The following is an 18,969-nucleotide window of genomic DNA, read 5'->3' as shown; positions in this document are numbered from 1 at the left end:
GGTGCGGTCGGGTTTCCTTGCGGTGGCGTGGTTTAGCTACGGCCGAAACCGTTGATCAATGCGTGGACCGCGTGGTATTCGTCGTGGGCGTCGTAGTGCTTCCCGTCGGGGGTTACCACCCGCCAGCGGTCACCGCGCACGGGGTCGGCGGGGTAGTAGCTTCCGGCGAACGTGCCGTCGGCGCGGGTGACCGTGCCGTACATCATGTGTTGACGGTCGGCGGGGTCGATCACCAAACCCGTGACGGTGCAACCGTTTTCCACGGATTGCCGCACCACGATGTCGGGCAGTTGCGCGGGGTCGGCGGTGGGGTCGACCACGCACACGGCGCGGGTGTCGTTGGCGTTGTGGTTCATGGCGTGCCCTTTCGGTGGCTGGGTTGTGCGGGTCAGTGGGTGGCGGCGGGTTCGGTTTCGGCGGCGTCGGCGTTGCGCTGGTGGGTTTCGGCGGCGTTGTCGGCGGCGTCGGGGGTGGCGTGTTCTTCGACCCACCCGCAGTAGCAAAACGCGGTGGCGGTGCCGTCGGTGTTGGTGGTGGTGTCGGCGTAGCACATAGCGGTCCCCGTTCGTGAATGGTGTTTCCGGCTTCCCGGTGGAACTGATTCGCACCCGGGGCGGTAGCTGGTTTCGGTTTCGTTTCCGGTTTTCCCGGTGACACAACAAACGTAACCCGACCCCCGGGCGCCGCGCAATAGTTTTCCGGGGTGAATTTCGGGAAATTTTGGCCGCATTTTCGGTGCAGCTGCCACAATTCCGCACGAACGTTTGCGCAGGTCAGACAATTGCAGGCCGCCCAGAAATGAGAACGCCGGCCACATATCGAGCCGCGGATAAGCATAATTATTTTTATTAACTTGAATGGAAGGTCGCCATAGGGGGAGGTGAGTTGAGATGCCGTGGTGAGCAGTGGTGAAACGATGACGGGGCCGCGTGACATCGGCGCCGGGCCTGATGTGTTCACCTGCTTGGTGTCAAGCGAGTCTGGGATACCGGTGGATCCCCTTGCAGGGGGTGTGACCTGCGGAGATGGCTGACACGGGGGGATCCACCTTAGGTGGATACCGGAGGACGAGGCTGATAGGCCGGGTCGGTGGCCCCGCGGTTGGCAGTCACCGTCCGCGTCGCCGAGGTGCGCGAACGCGGCAGCGGGTAGCGACGCGGAGGCGCGAGGTGGACCGCCCGGAATACCGTTCTCGATTCGGCCGTGGCGGTCACGACGGTCGCCGAAGACTGTCTTCGCGGCGCGTGGATGTCGCGCCCAGCACTCGGCGCGAAATGTCTTCGGCATTGTCTCGGAATACGAGAACACGTCCACAGATGTCTTTTTCTTCGGCCTCGACAGTTGCACTACCACGGTCGACGCTAGCATCGGCGCACACGAGTTCGCGGCGCGAAATCGAGGTATTTCGCTGTTCCGCACAATTGCCTCGACGGCACGAGAATCGCACCTCGATCGCCGTGCCTGGCATGCGCGTCCGGGAACCCTCGGTGCGTCCATTCATGGAGCCGTGGTTCGGGAGAATTCGTCGACCGGGATCCCGGTGTCGCGGGCGCGCAGCCGCTGGGCGAGGTCGATGGTGTCCGCGGTGGGTGTGGTGTCGACTTCGGTCAGGCGGGTGCGCAGGAGGGTCAGGGTGCGGGAGATGGCGTCGTGCCGGCCGAGTGTGTGTTGCAGGCGCATGATGTCGCGGTAGAGAAGCTCGTTGTGCGGGTCGAACGCGCGCGCGGTTTCCAGCAGATCCAGGGTGTAGTCCGGGTCGGCCTCGACGCGGGCGCGGGCGAGCGCGGCCACGGCGTCGAGGGCGTCGCGGCGGGTCGCTTCCCGGGCGGCGACGAGCCACTCGGCGTCCAGGCCCTCGGCCAAGGGGCCGCCGTAGTGCGCCACGATGGCCTCGTAGGCGTCAGTGCGCTGCTCGGGCGCGGTTGTGGTGCGGCGGCGGGTGACCGCGTCGGCGAAGGCCCAGTAGTCCACCTCCACCACGGCCGGGTCGAGCCGGTACTGGCCGTGCTCGGCCAGCACGAGCTCGCCGACGGCACCGCCGGTCGCGTGATCGAGGGCGCGGCGGATCCGGGACAGGACGGTGCGCAGCACGCTGGCGGGATTGCGAGGCGGTTCGTCGGGCCACAGGGCGTCCACAATCCCGTTCCGCGACACTCCACTGGGGTGCACGGCGAGAAACACCAGCAGTTCGACCGGGCGGCTGCTCAGTGCGCCGGACAGATCGCGCGGTTCGATCTCGGGTCGTGCCGGGGTGGGGCGCCAGTGCAGGGCCGGGGCGCCGAAGACCGTCAGCGCCAGCGGCGCCGGTGTCCCCGGGGCGGTGTTCGCCCGCACTGGGCGCGGCGGGCCGCCAGGGTCACTGTGCCCGGCTGGTTCCGGTGCCGGGGCTTCCGCGGTGATCTCCAGGCGGTCCGGGCCGCCTCCGGTGTTCTCGTGTGAGGGCGGGGTGGCTGCGTGCAGTGGCGTCGCTGCCTGCGGTGCGGGGGTGATGCTGTGAGGGCCGGCGTCCTCGCTCTCGCCGTCGTCGTGGTGCGGATGCGCGGTGCGCAGGAGGTCGAGCAGGGCGCGGGTCGCGGTCTCGGGCAGGGTGAAGGCGCGGGTGCCGCGCAGCGGTTCGCCGAGCCCGGGGTCGGTCGCGGAGATGACCCCGGAGGCGGTGACGTAGGCGGTCACTCCGGGGCGCCATTGCCCCAGCAGCAGCGCGGCGAGCCCGTGCTGGGCGTGGTTGTCGAGCATCTGCTGCAGCTGCGCCTGCCGGTCCGGTTCGCGGGGCGGGGCCGTGATCAGAACGGCGGGCCGGTGCGCTGGGGTGTCGAGGTCGGCCAGGGCGGTACCCAGATCGGCCACGACGGTGATCGCCTCCGGCGTGGCGGTGGCCGGGCAGGGCACGCCGAGCAGGCGCCCCAGGTCCGCGGCGGGAATGAGCACTCTCGGCGCCGGCGGGTCCGCAGGGGTGGTGAGGAGGGTGAGCAGCAGGGCGCGGGCCGCGGCGTAGCCACCGGGCCCGACCAGGCCGAGGCCGTGCGCGCGGGCCAGGTCGAGGGCGACCTGGCTCCCGTGGCCTGCCACAGACGCGGCGGTCTCACCGCCGGTGGTGGGAGTAGTCGCGTCGAGCGCGATGTCGACTACGGACGGGGGCGTCTCCGGCCCGGCGGGGCGGCCGGTGGACGCGGCTGTGCCGATCACCCGGCGGGTGCGGGGTGTGAGAACCCGCAGCCGGGTGTCGCTCGCGGTGTCCGCGCGCTCCGGCGTGCCGGTGCGTGATCGTGGTGGCGAGGCGGAACCGGCGGGTTCGTGATGATGCGCCTCGCAGGTGGCCGCGTCGTCGGGCTCGGTGTCCAGTTCGAGGTCGTCGTCGTGGCGCTGAGTGCGCAGGTGGGCCAGGCGCAGCTGGTAGACCACCGGCGCGACGGGCAGGTCATCGCCGCGCCGGCCGCTGCCGGGCCGGTAGCGCGCGTGGCGGCGCCGTCGCGCGAGCACGAGCAGGGCACTAACCGCCGCGGCCAGACCGAGGCTGACGAACACCTCGCCGCCGCCCCAGGTCACCGCGCCCGCGGGCAGTTCGCCTGCCGCGTGGTGAGCGGGTCGCGCGGTTGGTGCGGTGGCCGAGGCCGGCGCCGAGGGCGGCGACATGGACGTGCTCGGCGGCGCTGGGGATAGTGGTTGAGCGGCGGGAGGCGACGGCGACGGCGTGGATTCCTCGGGTGCTGGCGCGGGCGGGTCGGATAGCTGATCGGCCGGGATGCGGAGGGTGTCGCCGGGGTGGATTCGGTGTGGGTTGATCAGGGTCCGTCCGCCGGGCTGGGTGCTGCCCTGGTTGAGGGCCCAGATCTCGGGCCAGCGATCCCCGTCGCCGAGGCAGCGCTGCGCGATCCGCCACAGGGAGTCGTGCACCCCGTTCTCCGGTGGCCGGACTCGCTCGGTCCCGGGTTCGGCCGGGCGCGGGGACGGCGAGGTGCGCTCGCTGGTGACCGGAGTGGCCGCGGCGGGTGCGGTCGCGACGACCTGGGTGTGGCCGACAGGACGGGCCGCGTCAGCGGGGGTGATGGGTGCGGCGGTGGCGGTGCGGCCCAGCACGGCGATCAGCAGGGCGCCGACGAGCCCGGCCGCCACGCGCCGCACCGGGCCCGTGTGCCGTCGCAGTTCCGGCCACCGGGCGCCCCGGGCCACCTCGGCCGCGCAGGCGGCGACGTCGATCACGAAGACCAGCCACAACCCCCATGCCAGGCACGCGAGCGTGTCGAGCAGGAACCGGCTCGACATCGGCGCCATCAGCACCGAACCGACCTCGTCCAGGCTCGGCAGCCGGTCCGGCAACGGCCAGCCCACACCAAGCATCAACGCCGCAGGAATCCCTGCCACGAGCGCGGTGAGCAGGATGCCCGCGAGCAGTCCACGCCCCGCCCGGCCCAGCAACCGCGTGGTACGCGCGATCGCCGTACGGCCGCGCATCAGGGGCTCGCCGCGCCGACCGCGACCCCGCCCGCGCGCACGGGCTCAGGTTCGGGCGGCACCGGTGCCACAGGACGCGCGGCACGCGGCTCGGAGCCCGACCGGGTGCCGGAGCCGAGGCTGCCGTTCTTCTTCGCGCTCGGGCGTGTGCGCCTGCCGCGGGAGGGTTTGGCGGCCTGGTCGCGCCAGCGGGTGAGGTCGGCGGCGGGGACGTCGGTGATCTGGGCCAGCTCAGGCACGTCGATCACGTCGCCGGCCGCGGTCAGAACCTCGCCGAGCTCGCGTTCGAGGTCGGCGAGCTGGACGGCGAGCTCGGTGTGCCGGCGGGCCAGCTCGCCCACGGTGGTGGCCGCCTGCGCGCGGCGCGCGCTGCGGGCGGCGTCTCGTTCCTTCAGGCGGCGGGTGATCTCGTCTTGCGTGGTGACCATGCCGGTCTTCTCCTTCCGCGAATCGGTGCAGCGCGCGTGGTCAGGGCTCGATGCCGGTGACCCCGCGCTGCGGGTGGGCGGCGCCCCGCCCGTGGGTCTGGATCGCCTCGATCCCGACTAGCGACAGCAGCTGGGTCCGGTACGTGGCGGTGACCTCAACCGTCACGGTGTCCCCGGCGACCTGCACCGTGCCGGTGGCGCCGACGCTGGCCAGGTACTGCTGCGCCAGCTCGCGTGCCCGCCCCGGATCGAGCCGAACAGCACCGTTGGCGCGATAGGTGGCGAGGTCGAGGGCCTGGGCGCCGGCGCGGGCGGCGGACTCGGCCTGCCCGCCGGCGCGGACCTTGCTCGCCAGCGCGAGGCCGCCGTCCAGGCTCAGCCCGGTCAGGGCGAGCAGCCCGATCAGCAGGGCGAGCACGAAGGCGGTCACCCGGCCTTCCTCAGCCCGCCACCACCACCGCAGCTGGCGCCTCGCCGCCGCGCTGGCGACGCCGGTGCGCGAGGAGCTGACGCGGTGAGCAGAATGAGCGCCGTGACCGCGCCGCAGACGCAGGAATCGCCCCTGTTGGGTGAGGAGTGCCTGACCGCCTGGCACGAGGCCGGGCACGCGGTCGTCTACCTGCTGCAGGGCCGGTCGCTGCGCTACGTCACGCTGCGGCCCCGCACCGCCGGGCGGGTCGGGTTCACCGCGGTCCGGCCCCGCCGGGTCGAGCTGTCCGCGCTGGCGGTCGTCGCGCACGCCGACCCGCTCGCCCAAGCCCGCTATGTTCTCGACACGACCAGCGCGACCGAACGACTCCGCGAGGGCATCACGACCGGCGACGTCCGCGTCGGCGCCTACCTGCACGGCGGCCACGACGACCTGGCCGTGATCACGCAGGCCCGCCGCGCCTACGGCCTCGCCGCGGGCCAGCCCGACCTGTGGGTGGGCATCGCGCAAGACTTGATCGACCGGCACTGGACCGAGATCGGCCGTGTCGCCGCGGAGTTGCTCGAGCATCGGACGCTGACCGGTGCGCAGCTCCGTGCCTGCGTCCCGGAGCACCGATTCGCGCGCTGAGCCGGCCATCACGCACCCGTGCCCTGAGGCGAGGACCGGTAGGTGTCGACGACTTCGCTGGCGGTCGACTCCAGGGCTTTCCCGCCGGGGACACCGAGCAGCAGCGCCTGGCCGAAGTCGACGGTGCAGCGCACCCGCACGGTGACGGTCCCGGAGGGAACGAGCGAGCCGGACATCGTGGTGGCCACACCCTGGCAGACCAGTCCGGCACGGGCGAGTGCGGCGCCGGCGGTGTCGCGGGCGGCGGTGGTGGCGGCCGGGGTGCTGCGGTGCAGGGTGGCGGCGCGGGCGGCCTGGTGCGCGGCGTCGTCGAGCCGCAGCCGGGCATCGACGCCCCGGTGCACCACGACCGCGAGGAACACCAGCAGCAGGACCAGGACCGGTGTCACGAGAACGACCTCGGCGGTCACCGAGCCGCGCTCGGCGGCCCACCACCGCCGCCACCACGCCGCGCTCGCCCTCGGCCCGCGCCCGGTCACGACAGCCCCTCCCCTGACCGGGTGCGCCGCGCCAGCGCTCTCCCGGAGGATGCGCCGCGGCTGAGCCCGCGGAGCAGGATGCGGCGAAGCCGTGACCACGACGAGGGCGGCTGTTCCCACGGGAACGCTCCCGCGCCGGTGATGTCACGGGCGGCGGTGATGTAGGCGAACACGCTCTGAGGCAACGCTTCCGCGGCCTCGGACAGCCACCGGACCTCGCTGGGGCTGGGCAGGTCGGCGAGGGTGCGCTCGGTGCGGGTGGCGAGTTCGCCGTGGCGCAGTTTCGCCTCCCAGGCCCGGGTCAGCACGAGGCAGCCGTGCACGTGCCGCACGACCTCGTCCAGGGCGTCGTCGATCACCTCCACCGCCTCGCGTGCCGCAGCGGCCAGCTCGCCGACCTCACTGTCGGGGTCGGCGGCGAGGTCGCCGGCCAAGCTCCGGGCGGCACGGGTGCGGTCCAGGCAGCACAACACCTGCCACACCACCTGATGCACCTCACGCGGCACACCCGGATCGATCCACGCCCGGGCCGGGCTGCGGTGCAGTTCGTCCACGCCGGCGATCAGGGCCCGGACCGCGTGGCCGGCGGTACCGAGGTCGGTGAAATCACGGCTGCGGAAGAAGAACGCACCCGGCGCGCGATCGAGGCGGCAGGGGCGGTCAGGTGGATGACGGTGATCGGTGAGCACGCGAGCGGCGTGGTAGCAGCCGGCGAACACACTCGCGCTCGCCGCGAGGATTCCCACGCCGAGCGCGACGACCGCGGCGCCGGCCACCACCGCGAGTACGACCAGGGCAGAACCGGCGAGTCCGGTGAGGACAATCCGCGGTCGGAGGCCGGCGCGGACTCGCTCACCACGCCACTGCGACTCGGTGATGTCTGGGTTGAGCAGCATCGAATCCGGCCCGTCCGGAAACGTCGCAGCCCGCACTGGCATCACGACATCCGCCGAGTTGTGTTGTGTCATCAGGGTTTCCTTTCGGCTGGTCGCCGTGATCGCCGCTGTGGCAAGGAACTAAGACGCTGTGTCCGGCACGAAACGTTCGACCTCTCCGGAGGCTTCGGCGTGCACGTGCAGGTGCACGCCGGGCAGGACCGCGGTGGCCTCGCCGCGGATACTCACCGACACCGCGGTCGCGCCGCGGGACACGGTGAGGTGGGGATCGCGCAGGGGCCCGGCGGCGAGGTCGTCGAGCAGGCGCAGTCCGGCGGTGTGCCCGGCGCTGGCGGTGCCGTCTTGGGTGCGGGCGGCGGCCAGGGCCTGGGACGCGGCGGCCTGGGCGACGTGGGTGGCGTGCGACCACACGGCGAACTGGATGATCGCTAGCAACGCCAGCAGCAACAACGGGGTCGCGATCACCAGCTCCACGGTGACCTCGCCGCGGTCTCCCCGAAGCGCGCGCCGGACACGCTCGGCCAACGCGCCGGCACGATCGCGGGCTGCTCGGGTGGGCATCGTCAGCCGCCCAGGCCGAGGTCGATCGAGTTGGCCTTGGCGGTCAGTTTCGCCACGATGATCGCGATGATGGCGATCGCGGCGATGGCCATCAGGGCGGTGACGATGACGGTGGTGGTGATCTCGCCGCGCTCCGGCTCGAGACGCAGCAAGGTGACGCGAGCGCGGATGAGTTCCCAGAGCGTGCGGATGTACGGGGCCGCAGCGGAACTTTCTGTTTCCTGGCCTGCGAACCATTCTTTATTGCGGGCGGAGCATGGTGCCGAACGGGCTTGCCGCTGGTGCCGTGGCTGGGAAAACTGAAGTTTGCGCATCGCAGCGATGCCTCCTCTTGGATCGACGAACACAGATGCTGAAATCGTGAACTCGTAAACCTCCTAGAGTCCGTTGAGGACTTGGATTACCGCGGGGTAGGCGATGAATCCGAGGAAGCCGAGGAATAGCAACGTGACCGGCAGTGCCATGCGTTCGGTGGCGGCCTGGGCGTCGGCTTCGGCGTCGGTGACCTGGTGGGTCCGCAGGGCTTGAGCTTTCGCGGCCAGCGATGCACGCACCCGGGCGCCTTCGGTGCCTGCCAGCGAGATCGAGGCGGCGAGTTCGGACAGTTCGGCGATGTCGAGTTCCTCGCCGAGTTGGCGCAGCGTGTTCCACGGGGTGGTGCGGGTCAGTTGTGCGGCGTGCAGGGCGCAGCGGATCTTGGCGAAGGCCGGACCGTTTCCGACGGCTGCGGCGTCGCCGAGGGCGGCCTCGACCCCGGCACCCCCGGCCAGGGTGATCCACACCAGGTCGAGGAACGCGGAGAGAACGTCGCGGAACTCGCGCCGCAGTCGGGTGGCCTTGGCCCGGACGTCGAGATCCGGGGTCAGGAAGCCGACGGCGGCGATCATGAGCCCGGTCAGCAGAGGCACTTCGACCCCGAGCGAGAACCCGCCCACGGCGAGCAGGGCGTGCAGCAGCCACGGCGCCAGCAACCCGGCCACGGCGAGCAGGGCTTTCGACGCCAGGTGGGTATCGACGCCGCGGCCGGTGACCCGCAGATCGGCCTCGATCGTCGCGCCGGGCAGCCCGAGCATGCGGAGACCGGGGACGAATATCCGGCCCCAACTGCGGACCCAGGCGGCGTCCGCCGCGCGGAGGATCGGTGTGGCCGGTGGCTGCGAGCTGAGCTGGGCGAGCCGGTCGCTGAGTGCTGGTGCCGGTGGCAGGGCCCAGGTCAGCAGCAGCCACAGACCGGCTCCGGCCCCGGCGCCGAACAGCAGGGCGGGGATCATGAGCGTTCACCTCCGCCAGCCCTCGCGGCGTCGCCGTCAGGCGTCCTTGTCAGGTCCGGGGCGTCGAGCGCGAGTACCCGCGGCTGTCCGCCGCTGGTGGCGATCTGGGCGAGCCAGGCGAACCCTCCGGCGAACAGGCCGCCGATGCCCAGCAGGACGAGCTGGCCGGTGGCGGTGTTGTAGACGTCGAGGTAGGCGCGGTTGAACAGCACGACCCCGGCGGCGAAGGCGAGGGTGGTGGCGACGATGACCCGCACCGAGGTCCGGGTCCGGGCGCGGCCGGTTTCCACGCGCATGCGCATCGCGGCCTGCTCGCGGGCGGTGGTGGCCAGAGAGCCGAGCAGGTCGCCGAGCTGGCGAGCCTGGTGCTCGGCGGCGAGGACGAGGGCGGCGAGGACGAGGTCCGCGGTGGGGTCGTCCAGCTCGCGGGCCAGCGCCCGCAGCGCCGGCGCCAGGCGCTGCCCGCTTTCCAGCCTCGCGGCCAGTGTGGCGACCTCGCTGCGGATCGCCGCGGGCGCGAGCGGGGCGGTGGTGAGGATGGCTTGCTCGAGCCCCGCCGCGGCGGACAGGACGTCGCGCAGCATCTCCGTCCACGACGCGATCGCCTCGATCCGTGCGACCCGCCGCCGGTGGGCGCGGTCCGGGCCGACCAGCCGGGGAAGGAACCACACCGCCGCTGCGGCCAGCACCGTGCCGACGATCCACCCGGTCACGGCCCCGGTCGGCACGCCCGCGCCGACCGCCACGACCAGGCGCAGCAGCACACGCCGGTCGCCGGCCTGGCCGCGCGCGGCGCGAGCCCACGTGCGAGGACGCGAGGGCGGCAACACCGCCGCGGGCTGGCGCCAGGCGGCCACGACCAGCAGCGCGCCGACGGCGGCCCCCAACCCGAGCGCGGCAGCGAGAATCGTGGTGGTGTCGAGGCTCATGGCGTCCACCAGCCCTCCGGGCGGGCCAGCAGGTCCGGGTCGAATCCGGCGGCGACGAGATCGTCGAGGGTGTCCGCGCGCAACGCCCCGGCCACCGGCACGGCGCGGCGGTCCGGACCTCGGCGGTAAACCTCGTTGGAGACCACCGACCCGGCCTCGGCATCGACCACCTCGCGAATAGAGGCGATCACGCGCGTCGTGCGATCGGCGGCACGGTCGAGGTGCACCACGAAATGCACCGCGCTCGCGACCAGCAAGGCGGTGGCTTCCAGCGGCAACCGTTCCGGGCCCTGCGCGGCGTAGGAGGCGAGCCGGGTGAACGCGATCTTCGAACTGCTCGCGTGCAAGGTGGCCATGGAGCCGTCGTTGCCCTGGGACATGGCGTTGCACATCGGGATGACTTCGGCGCCGCGGATCTCGCCGACGATCACGCGGTCCGGGGACATGCGCAGCCCCCAGCGCACGAGTTCGGCTTGGTCGATCGCGCCCTCGCCCTCGACGTTGGGTTCGCGGGCCTGCAGGGCGGTGACATCGGCGTGCAGCTGCGGGTCCAGCCCGAGGCCGAGTTCGAAGGCGTCCTCGACGGTGACGACGCGTTCCAGGGGATCCATCTCCGCGGCCAGGCCCCGCAGGAGCGTGGTTTTCCCGGCGCCGGTGCCGCCGGTGATGAGCAGGTTCTTGCGGGCCCGGACCAGCGCGCGCAGGAAGCGCTCCAGGCCGACGTCGAGGGTGCCGCGGCGGCGCAACTGGGCGAGGGTGGCGGTGAGGTAGCCGTGCCGGCGGATCGTGCACGCGGTCACCCCGCCCGCGGTCAGGCCGAGCACCGCGAAGAGCCGCTCGCCGCCGGGCAGTTGCAGGTTGAGCGCGGGGCTGCCGCGGTCGAACCGGCGCTCCTCGGAGCCGGCGCGGGCCGCGAGAGTGCGGATCAGGTCGGTGAGTTCCTCGTTGGACGAGGCCGCGGGGGCGACCTGGGCGCGGCGGCCGTTGCTGTACTGGACGAAGACCCGGTCGTAGCGGTTGACCGCGATCGTCTCCACTGACGGATCGGCCAGCAACGGCTGCAGCCCGCCGAGGCCGAACGCCTCATCGAGGATCTGCTCCACAACCCGCTGCTCGGCAGCGGAATCGACCAGGGCGCGTCCGGCGAGGAGTTCGGCCTCGCTGTGGGTGGCGACCGCGGTATCGAGGACCTCGCGGCCGATCTCGCGGCGACGAGCCAGGCTCAACGGCCCGCCGCCGGTGCGGGTGGCGGCTTCGACCCGGCCGGGCAAGTCCGTGCTCAGCGCCTGCCGAAGCCGGGCGCGCAACCGCTGCTCGGATTCGCCCGGGCCGCCAGTCGCGATGGAGGCTGCCGGGTGGTCGGTGCGTGTCATTCGGATGGCTCCTTCCCCGCGACACTGGGCTGATGGCCGTTGCTCAGCGGATCGCTGACCTGCGGTGACGGCTGTGCCGGGAGCAGCAGGTGCGGCCCGGGCCTGGGTGGGGTGATGGCCGCGCCGCCCGGCTGATGGCGCACCTGCTGGGCAGGCACGCCCGGCACCGAGCCCGGCGCGTTCGCCGACGGCGACGCGACCGGGGAGGCGGGCCCGGCCAGCGTCCGGGCGAGGACAGCGGCCTGGTGGGCGAGTCCGCCGCTACCGCGGCGGCCCGGTGGAGGCCGGTGTCCGCTCAAGGTGGCGGCAGCGGCCGGGTCGTGCGGGAAGCGGCCGATCGCGGGTATGCCCAGCTCCCGCTCGACATCGGCGGTCGGGTAACCGTCTCCAGTGAGCAGGAGGCCCGGCCTCGGGGTCCAGCGGGCCAGCTCGCCCAGGCGCGCCGCGGTGTGGGCGAGGTCGTCGCCCAGTGTGCCGGTCACCAGGACCAGAGCATCGGCGCGGCGTGCGATCACCTCGGCCGGGGAGCCGGGGTCAACGCGCCCGCAATCGGCCAGCACCACCACGGCCGGGTCGCGGGCCACGGCGGGCAGCAGCGGCCCGCCCGGCGCGGTGGCCAGGGTCGACAGCGCGGCGCGGGCGTGCGTACCACCAGGTGGGGCGAGCAGGACGCGGACATCGCTGAGCAACGGCTGGGTGTGTCCCCAGGCCACGGCGGGATCATGGGTGCGGCGCGCGGCGGCGGCGAGGCTGACCAGCCCTGGTGTGACCGGCAGGCCAAACCGCATCGCCAGATCACCCCCGGCCGGATCGACCTCGGCGACCAGACGACGGGTGCTCTCGGCCTGCGGCCATTTCACGGCCAGGGCCACGGCCACCGTGGTCACTCCCGGCGAGCCTTTCACCGAGCACAAGGCGATCAGCATCAGCGGCCACCGCCCGCCGGTTGCATCACCAGCGCGAGCTGCCCGGCCGGGACCTGCGCCAGTTGCGACGCGCTCCCGGCGTCAAGGTCCAGCGACACCACGGTCGTCTGGTCCGTTCCCGCCGGGGACACACCGACGACTGTGGCGCGCCACGCGGTTCCTGGCCCTTGGCCTTGCGTGGTGGTCGACGTGGTGCCCGTCGTGGTGGGGGCAGTGACCACGACGGTCACCGGGGACCCGGCGGCGAGTTCGGGCGGGAACTGCCCCGGTTTGACTCCCACCGCGACCACGGCCCGGCCCGCCGCCGGGATCACGGCCACACCCACCGAATCCGGGGTCAGGAGCGCGCCGGCGCCGAGGGTGGTCGCCATCGGCCGCCCCACCACGCCGGCAGCCTGATCGGCCGGAATCACGGCCACACCTGGCGCGGCCGAGACGTCGAGGCCGCGCAGATCGGCCTGCGTCAGCATGTGCCCGACCGTCACCGGCTTCGCCAGCGCCAGCACCGGAACCCGGTCCCGCGTGCTGGTGGTCCACCACACCGTGCCCCCGACGCACAGCACGACCAGCAGCACGCCCGCCACCAGGTGCGGCAACCGGCGCGGTCGGCCGCGGCGCGGAGCCGACGTCGAGGGGGAGCCGGAACGATCCAGCCACGCCCCCGGCTGTGGGGCGCCGGTCGCGTTGTGGCCGCGTGCGGGGGTGTCGGTGCCGGTCACGAGAAGACCTCCAGGCATAGCTCGCCCGCACCACGTACTCGTTCGGAGCAAGCGCCGCCGCGAATACGCGGTCAGGAAAGGAAAGGGGTACGACTGATTTTGTCGGGGAAGTTGTTCAGGGCTATCCGGTGCCGAGGGCTTGGGCTTCGGCGACCCGGAAGGAAGCCGCCGTGCTGGTGGTCATGTCCGGGAAAGCGCCCGAGGCTCCGGCACCCGACCAGGTGATCCGCCACGACACCGTGGCCGTGGCAGGAAACCGCTCGCCTGGCGCACCGGCAGAGGACCGTGGGTAGGTGTGGCCGCAATCCGGGGACGCCGCCTGCGGGGCCCCGTTACCCGGAAACGGTGTGCCCGGTCCGGCGCAGGTCACGGTGGTGCCATCACCCATCGCCCAGGACACCGAGGCCGGGGTCGCCGTGGCGGTGACCGACACCCCGGGAACCGACGCCGTCGCCGACCGCGGCTGCCACATCGCGCGGTCCAGCCACAGCCACGTCGGCAACCGCACCAGTTGCGTCCCAGCCGGGCTCGATGCGATCACCGGACTCGGCAACCGCAACTGCGCCCGAGCTTGCTCGGCCAACTCCTCCGGCGAGGGAAGCGGCGCGGCATCAGGTGCCTGGGCATCGGGAATCCACACCGGCGCTCGGTAGAGCCCGTCACGCATTCCTTGGCCCGTGCACTGGTAGACGTACCACGCACCGCCCTCGCCAGAGGCTTGCGCCAGCACCACGTTGTGAGACCGCGGGCCGGCCAGCGCCACGAACTGCACCCCGCCCGCGCCCGAGCGGCGTGGGTGGAAACCGATCGTCTGTACACCACTCGACGGCGGCTGGTAATCACTGCGCACATACGAGCAGTTAGCGCTGCTGCCGCCGCTGCCGACAATCCGGTCGCCGGGCAGTGGCGCGGCCGTACCCGGCTCCCCCGGTTGCGCTTTCGGCGCACCAGGTTTTGGTGCTGGGCCTGGTCGGGGCGCGGGGGTTCCGCCGCGCCCCGCGCCGAGGTCGCAGTAAGGTGCGGCATCGCTGCTGCAGTCGACGCTGCCCCAGCCGTTGGCTAGTGCCGGTGTCGTAGCACCGAGGAGCAGAGCGAAGGCGAAGCCGGTGCTTGTGCTCGTTCTTTTTAGCATGTTCCTACGTCCTGAATCGCGAAGTCGGTAACCTTCCAGGAGCCGTCAACGGCCTTTTTCACCATGGCGTTGATGTGCCGTCGTCCTCCCAGGCCGTCGTTGGCCGGCTGGCCGTTGTCGGCGCGGTACTTGATCCACCGGCTGTCGTCACCGCAGTCCACAATGTTCACTGTGGTCGGATTCTCGGCAGGCTCTATGGATTCGACCGTGGGGGCGTTCTCCGGCTTCCCTTTGGTGACAAGTCCGTTGTAGTGGTCGGCATACAAGCCGCGTGAGATTTTCGAGAGCGCTTCAGCTGTCGCGTTCTGGACCAATTTCGGTGATTGCCAGTCCGAGGTCGTTGCCGCGGCCGCCATGTCGCTCCACATGCCCAGGTAGGCGGCGATGGCTTTCTCCTTGGCGATGTCAGCGGGCTGGGCGGCTGTGGTGCTGGGTGCGGGCAGTGGTGCCGACGTCGAGGAGACCGGGAGCGCGCTGTTGTCTGAACTGCAGGCGCTCAGGCCGAGTCCGGTCACGGTGGTGAGGGCGGTCAGGGCGAGGCGGATGTTGCGGTGGTGGGTCATCACGGTCCCCCGGTTCGTCGACATTCGCTGGTCAGCGTGAGCGAGCCACACCGCGGTCTGGCCCGGCGGCGAGTTCGCCTCGAATCTGACCTTCGCGGAGCCGGTGAGCAGGCCGGCGGTCTTGGCGGGAAGTTCACTCGTTGGGTTGAGCACCAGCCAGATCTGTCCGCTTGCGGGCACGATGGCGGCAAGAACGACGTACAGGCCGGAGGAGGCGTGCAGTTCACAGCGAGTGGCTGGTGGTGTGCCGGTGCCGTGGTGACGGGGGCGGTGTTCGGCGCTGGGGCGAGCGCGCTGACGCGCCGGTTCCTGCGGCACGACCGTGCGCTGGCCGGTTCGTGGTGGCTCGGCGCGGTGATGACCGCTGCTGTGCTGGGTGCGCTGGCCTGGCGCGTCGGGCCGCGGGGCGAGTTGGCTGTGTACGGTGTCGTCGCTGTGCTGGCTGTTCCGCTGTCGGTGATCGATTGGTGTGAGCACCGGCTGCCCCGCGCGCTGGTGTTGCCTCAGCTGGCTGGCGTGCTGGCAGGTTTCGCGGTTCTGTGTGTGGTTCGCGGTGACTTCTCGCCCGGGCTGCGGGTTTTGGGTGCGGCGGTCGCCGCCGCCGGTCTGTTCCTGGTGCTGGCCGTGGTCTCGTCGGGCGGGGTTGGTGCCGGGGACGTGAACGCGGCGGCTGTGGTCGGCGCGGTCACCGCGTGGGCGGGCTGGCCACAGGTCGCCTGGGCCTTGGTGGTCGCTCTGGCTCTGGCGTTGCTGCTGGTGCTCGCCCTGCGCCGCGAGCTCCGGTTCGGGAGCCAGGCCGACAAGGTGGTGGTGCCTTTCGGGCCGTGCTTGTTCGCTGGGGCGCTGCTGGTGCTCGTGACCAGTGGGTGACAGGGCAGCGGTGGCCGGTCCCAGATCGATGCGCAGGCTCATGGTCTTTTCTCCGTTCGCGCCGGACGAACACCCGGTGGTGGCCGGGGTGACGGGCCGGGATGCAGGGTGGGTGGCGGGCGCCGTTGGGGGGCGCGAGCGCCCGCCACCCTCGTGAGACGCCAGGTCAGGGAGGCGGCCCTGGCGCCGTAGTTCCGGTAATGAGGTATGCCCAGCCGTACGGGCAGGGCTAGTGGCGGCCCGGGATGCAGCCGACGCCGCCGTTCCACCACGCGCCGGCGACCCGGTAGGTGAGGTAGGGCTGCAGGTCGGTGATGCCGGGGCGGACGCAGACGTGCGTGATGCCACCCCAGAGGTCTTCGACGTCGAGCATGACGTTGGTGCGGGAGCCTCCGTCGCAGTGGTGGTAGCGGCCTCCGCCGAGGTACCCGCAGCGTTCGTCGACGCTGAGCGGCGTTTGCGGCGCCGCGGTGACGGGGGTCGCCGCGCTGGCTGCGTGGGACAGCAGCAACCCTGCGCCGAGCAGGAGCGCGCTCGTCGTGGTTCTGCCGACCCAGCGAGTGAATGCCATGGGATTCTCCTGTCCATAAAGGGAGACTTGGCGGATCGCGACACTTTCTTGTCGGCGCGATCGCTGAACTAACTCAATTCTGAGCCTGCACACCGGCCGAGTGCGATCGTTTAATCAACACAAAGTTGTGCTATTTTCCGGAAAACCTGTGTCAAACCTGTCAAGATGACAATGATGTTCAGTACATTTCCGTCCATCAACAACCCACCTGCACGGCGACGCCAAGGACTCCAACAAGAGCTGAATCGAAGACAGGTAACCGCCGAGACCCCACCGACTGGCATTGTCCCGGATGAAATGCACATAGCGAGGGGACATTCGGGCATCGCCGATGGTGTTGACGCGACTTCTTGACTCAGATTCCGGACACCTCTACCGGACTGCTCCGTATTTGATCGACACTTGTCAGGCGATAAGGGTTTTAAATGTGATCGCTTGAGCGCGGACACGCATTTCACTGGGGTCGCTTGTTGCTGCCAGGAGGTCGGCTGCCTGCTGGTAGGCGTCTCCGGCCGCGCGATTTTCGTGCATGGCCGCGAGCGTGTCGCCGCGTGCGGTCAGCATTTCCACCGCAGGCCAAGTCGTGGCGCTGACCGGCGCCTGCGGCAGTGGCGCGGCGTCAATCACGGCAAGGGCGGCATGGTGACGGCCTTGGGCGGTAAGGATTCGTCCGAGGCGGTGTCGCGCCAGCATGGACAGGGGCTGGCTCTCGAGTTCGCTCGCGGCCCGGACTGCCTGCTGCGCGATGGCGTGAGCACGAGCGCCATCACCGCGGTCTTGATGTGCGCCGGCGAGCAGGATCTGCGCGACGACGACACCGACAGCGGCGCCGTTGTGAGCGAATACTGCTTCCGCGCACTGGTAGGCCCGCCGTGGATCATCGAGAGGGCGCGCGGAGTGGTGGTGTGCGGTGAGGGCGATGCTGGCCCAGGCGCTGCCGAGATTGTCGCCGGCGCGGGCGTAGTGCTGGGCCGCGGTCGTCAGGTGGCGCAGTCCGTCGTCGAGGTGGCCGAGGTCGCTCAGGGCGAGCCCGAGGCTGAGCGCCGACACGGCGATACCCGGTGTGCTGTTCAGGGTCTGCGCGGCACGGAGACCTTCGGTGGCCAGCGCGAGCCAGGCGGAGTGGTGTTTGGTGAGGTAGGCGTAGGGCAGCATCGCCGCGGGCACGTGCCAGCCGGCATCTCCGGTGAGGCCGCGTTGAGCCTGCCGGGCGAGGTCGAGTGCGGCGGGGACCTCGGCCTCGAGCCAGGCCAGGGCGCTGCCGGGGTTGAAGCCAGCGTCGATCTCGGTGCGAGCGCCGCTGGTGACTGCGCTTCGCCGGCCTGCCCAGCCCGGGGCGAGGGCGTCGCTGGCAGCCCAGGCGGTATCGGCGTACCAGGCGAGCAAGCGCTCGCGAGCCAGATCGAGCTGGGCCGGTGGTTCCTCGAGCGCGCCTCGGTAGGCGGCGTAGGCACGAACCACAGCGTTTATCCGTAAGCGGCCGGAGGGGGCGTCCTCGAGCAGATGCGCCTCGCGCAGCGTGCGCAGGGCGTTGCCGGCGGCCGGGAGGTCGATGTCGGCGTAGGCGGCGGTGGCTTCAGGGCTGGTGTGGTGGACGGGGCTGCTGCCCAGCAGCCGCAGAATTCTCCGGGCGGGGCCGGGCAAGGCCAGGTAGGACACCGCCAGGGCGTGGTGGGCGTTCAGCGCCGGGTCGCTCGAGCTGAGCGTGTCCAGGGCGTCGGTCTCCAGGGCGTTGGCGAGGCCGGTCAGGGTGGTGAACTGGTTGCGGGTGAGGCGTTCGGCTGCGATCAGCAGGGCGGCGGGCAGATTCGCGCAGCCGCGGATGATCCGGTCGGTGGCCGCGGGATCGGCGGCGATCCTGGCGTGGCCCAGGCGCTGAGCCAGCAGGAGTTGGGCGTCGTCGTGGGCAAGAGGAGGAACCTGCAGCACCGTGGCTCCGGTGTGCAGCACGAGGCTGGCCTGGTGCTCGCGGCTGGTCAGGACGGTCACGCTGCCGCCACCGGGCAGCAGATCGCGCACCTGGTCGTAGTCGGCCACGTTGTCGAGGACGATCAAGGCGGGCTGGGCGGCGAGCAGGGATCGGTAGTGGCTGATCTTGTCCGCCACGGGCTGCGCACAGTCGCGGTGCGTCGCGCCCAGCGCGCGCAGGAAGACGTCCAGGATGTCCTCGGGCGCGACGGGTTGGCCGGCGGCCAACCCGCGCAGGTCCGCGAACAGGCATCCTCCCGGGAAGCGGCGCTGCACGCGCGCGGTCCAATGCAGGACCAGTGCGGTTTTACCGGTCCACGGCCCGCCCTCGACCACGATGGTGGTCGGCGAGCCGGTGCTCGTGTCGTGCGGGATCAGCGCGGTGTCGAGGGCGTGGAGCTCCTCGCTGCGCCCAATCCAGGACGCCGGGCCGGGTGGGAGTTGCATGGGCCGGGGTGGCGTGCTGGTCTCGCGCTGCTCGTTCGCGATGCGGACGAGTTCGCCCCCGGCGTGCAGCGTGTCGTCGATCCGCTGTACTACGTCGGGCACGAGCCGGCGGTGCCCGTGCAGCAGCTTGGACAGGTAGCTCGCGCTGACATCGCTGGCCTGAGCCACCTCGGCCAGGCTGAGCTTCCGTGGCTCTCGCAGCCGCAGTCGCTCGACCGCCGCGGCGAAGGCGTTGATGGTGCGCATGAGGCCCCCGGACTGCGCTGCGTGGGTTGGTGGGGATCCGGCCGGCCCGGGTGGTCTCGCCTCCAGCACCGGGCCGGC

At 71.5% G+C, this 18,969-nt stretch carries 20 protein-coding genes; 2 read left to right on the top strand and 18 right to left on the bottom strand.

Annotated elements, in window-relative coordinates:
- Window positions 1-32: 32 nt before the first annotated feature.
- From YIM_RS07565 to YIM_RS07550, 5 genes are all read right to left on the bottom strand, one after another.
- Complete coding sequence (locus YIM_RS07565; protein ID WP_153029647.1) at window positions 33-356, bottom strand: hypothetical protein; 324 nt, start codon at window positions 354-356, stop codon at window positions 33-35.
- A gap of 32 nt (window positions 357-388) precedes the next feature.
- Window positions 389-553 carry a hypothetical protein gene (locus tag YIM_RS48530; RefSeq protein ID WP_194240072.1) on the bottom strand — a complete coding sequence of 55 codons (165 nt, stop codon included), beginning with the start codon at window positions 551-553 and terminating at the stop codon, window positions 389-391.
- A gap of 944 nt (window positions 554-1,497) precedes the next feature.
- Window positions 1,498-4,452, bottom strand: coding sequence for a BTAD domain-containing putative transcriptional regulator (locus tag YIM_RS49825; protein WP_153029646.1), 2,955 nt, complete (start codon window positions 4,450-4,452; stop codon window positions 1,498-1,500).
- Entirely contained in the window at window positions 4,452-4,880 is a 429-nt protein-coding gene (locus tag YIM_RS07555; protein ID WP_153029645.1) for a hypothetical protein, read from the bottom strand. The genes YIM_RS49825 and YIM_RS07555 overlap by 1 nt, the downstream gene beginning before the upstream one ends.
- Window positions 4,881-4,920: 40 nt before the next feature.
- Window positions 4,921-5,310, bottom strand: a complete 390-nt coding sequence (locus YIM_RS07550) for a hypothetical protein (RefSeq protein WP_153029644.1) — start codon at window positions 5,308-5,310, stop codon at window positions 4,921-4,923.
- Window positions 5,311-5,394: 84 nt separating this feature from the next.
- Between YIM_RS07550 and YIM_RS07545 the strand changes: the two genes are divergently transcribed.
- Entirely contained in the window at window positions 5,395-5,940 is a 546-nt protein-coding gene (locus YIM_RS07545) for a hypothetical protein (protein ID WP_153029643.1), read from the top strand.
- Between the two features lie 8 nt (window positions 5,941-5,948).
- Here the strand turns inward: YIM_RS07545 and YIM_RS07540 are convergent, their stop codons facing one another.
- The 11 genes from YIM_RS07540 to YIM_RS49005 all read right to left on the bottom strand — a co-directional run bounded on the left by YIM_RS07540 (window position 5,949) and on the right by YIM_RS49005 (window position 14,969).
- On the bottom strand, window positions 5,949-6,419 hold the full coding sequence (locus YIM_RS07540) for a TadE/TadG family type IV pilus assembly protein (protein WP_153029642.1): 471 nt from the start codon (window positions 6,417-6,419) through the stop codon (window positions 5,949-5,951).
- Complete coding sequence (locus tag YIM_RS07535; protein ID WP_153029641.1) at window positions 6,416-7,357, bottom strand: hypothetical protein; 942 nt, start codon at window positions 7,355-7,357, stop codon at window positions 6,416-6,418. The genes YIM_RS07540 and YIM_RS07535 overlap by 4 nt, the downstream gene beginning before the upstream one ends.
- A 78-nt stretch (window positions 7,358-7,435) precedes the next feature.
- The gene (locus tag YIM_RS07530) at window positions 7,436-7,876 is read right to left on the bottom strand and encodes a TadE/TadG family type IV pilus assembly protein (RefSeq protein WP_153029640.1); all 441 of its coding nucleotides are present in this window, start codon (window positions 7,874-7,876) and stop codon (window positions 7,436-7,438) included.
- A gap of 2 nt (window positions 7,877-7,878) precedes the next feature.
- Window positions 7,879-8,067, bottom strand: a complete 189-nt coding sequence (locus YIM_RS49960) for a hypothetical protein (RefSeq protein ID WP_153036844.1) — start codon at window positions 8,065-8,067, stop codon at window positions 7,879-7,881.
- A 186-nt stretch (window positions 8,068-8,253) separates the two neighbouring features.
- A complete protein-coding gene (locus YIM_RS07520) occupies window positions 8,254-9,147 on the bottom strand; it encodes a type II secretion system F family protein (protein WP_153029639.1) in 894 nt (297 codons plus the stop codon).
- Complete coding sequence (locus YIM_RS07515; RefSeq protein ID WP_153029638.1) at window positions 9,144-10,076, bottom strand: type II secretion system F family protein; 933 nt, start codon at window positions 10,074-10,076, stop codon at window positions 9,144-9,146. Before YIM_RS07515 ends, YIM_RS07520 begins: the two co-directional genes overlap by 4 nt.
- The gene (locus YIM_RS07510; RefSeq protein WP_153029637.1) at window positions 10,073-11,449 is read right to left on the bottom strand and encodes a CpaF family protein; all 1,377 of its coding nucleotides are present in this window, start codon (window positions 11,447-11,449) and stop codon (window positions 10,073-10,075) included. The genes YIM_RS07515 and YIM_RS07510 overlap by 4 nt, the downstream gene beginning before the upstream one ends.
- Window positions 11,446-12,375: a carbon monoxide dehydrogenase maturation protein gene (locus YIM_RS07505; RefSeq protein ID WP_153029636.1), complete on the bottom strand. Its 930-nt coding sequence runs from the start codon at window positions 12,373-12,375 to the stop codon at window positions 11,446-11,448. The genes YIM_RS07510 and YIM_RS07505 overlap by 4 nt, the downstream gene beginning before the upstream one ends.
- Window positions 12,375-13,094, bottom strand: coding sequence for a hypothetical protein (locus YIM_RS07500; protein ID WP_228004607.1), 720 nt, complete (start codon window positions 13,092-13,094; stop codon window positions 12,375-12,377). Before YIM_RS07500 ends, YIM_RS07505 begins: the two co-directional genes overlap by 1 nt.
- A 121-nt stretch (window positions 13,095-13,215) precedes the next feature.
- On the bottom strand, window positions 13,216-13,857 hold the full coding sequence (locus tag YIM_RS49010; protein ID WP_228004606.1) for a hypothetical protein: 642 nt from the start codon (window positions 13,855-13,857) through the stop codon (window positions 13,216-13,218).
- A 362-nt stretch (window positions 13,858-14,219) separates the two neighbouring features.
- A complete protein-coding gene (locus tag YIM_RS49005) occupies window positions 14,220-14,969 on the bottom strand; it encodes a hypothetical protein (protein WP_228004605.1) in 750 nt (249 codons plus the stop codon).
- A gap of 36 nt (window positions 14,970-15,005) precedes the next feature.
- Here YIM_RS49005 and YIM_RS07485 point away from each other — a divergent pair, with 36 nt between their 5' ends.
- On the top strand, window positions 15,006-15,659 hold the full coding sequence (locus YIM_RS07485) for a prepilin peptidase (RefSeq protein ID WP_153029634.1): 654 nt from the start codon (window positions 15,006-15,008) through the stop codon (window positions 15,657-15,659).
- A 229-nt stretch (window positions 15,660-15,888) separates the two neighbouring features.
- On the opposite strand, the gene YIM_RS07480 is transcribed toward YIM_RS07485, so the two are convergent.
- The gene (locus YIM_RS07480; RefSeq protein ID WP_153029633.1) at window positions 15,889-16,230 is read right to left on the bottom strand and encodes a DUF6355 family natural product biosynthesis protein; all 342 of its coding nucleotides are present in this window, start codon (window positions 16,228-16,230) and stop codon (window positions 15,889-15,891) included.
- Between the two features lie 405 nt (window positions 16,231-16,635).
- On the bottom strand, window positions 16,636-18,891 hold the full coding sequence (locus tag YIM_RS07475; protein ID WP_153029632.1) for a tetratricopeptide repeat protein: 2,256 nt from the start codon (window positions 18,889-18,891) through the stop codon (window positions 16,636-16,638).
- Window positions 18,892-18,969: the final 78 nt, after the last annotated feature.

The sequence above is a fragment of the Amycolatopsis sp. YIM 10 genome, from assembly GCF_009429145.1.
Classification (GTDB): domain Bacteria; phylum Actinomycetota; class Actinomycetes; order Mycobacteriales; family Pseudonocardiaceae; genus Amycolatopsis.
This window is presented reverse-complemented; position numbering and strand designations above follow the sequence as displayed.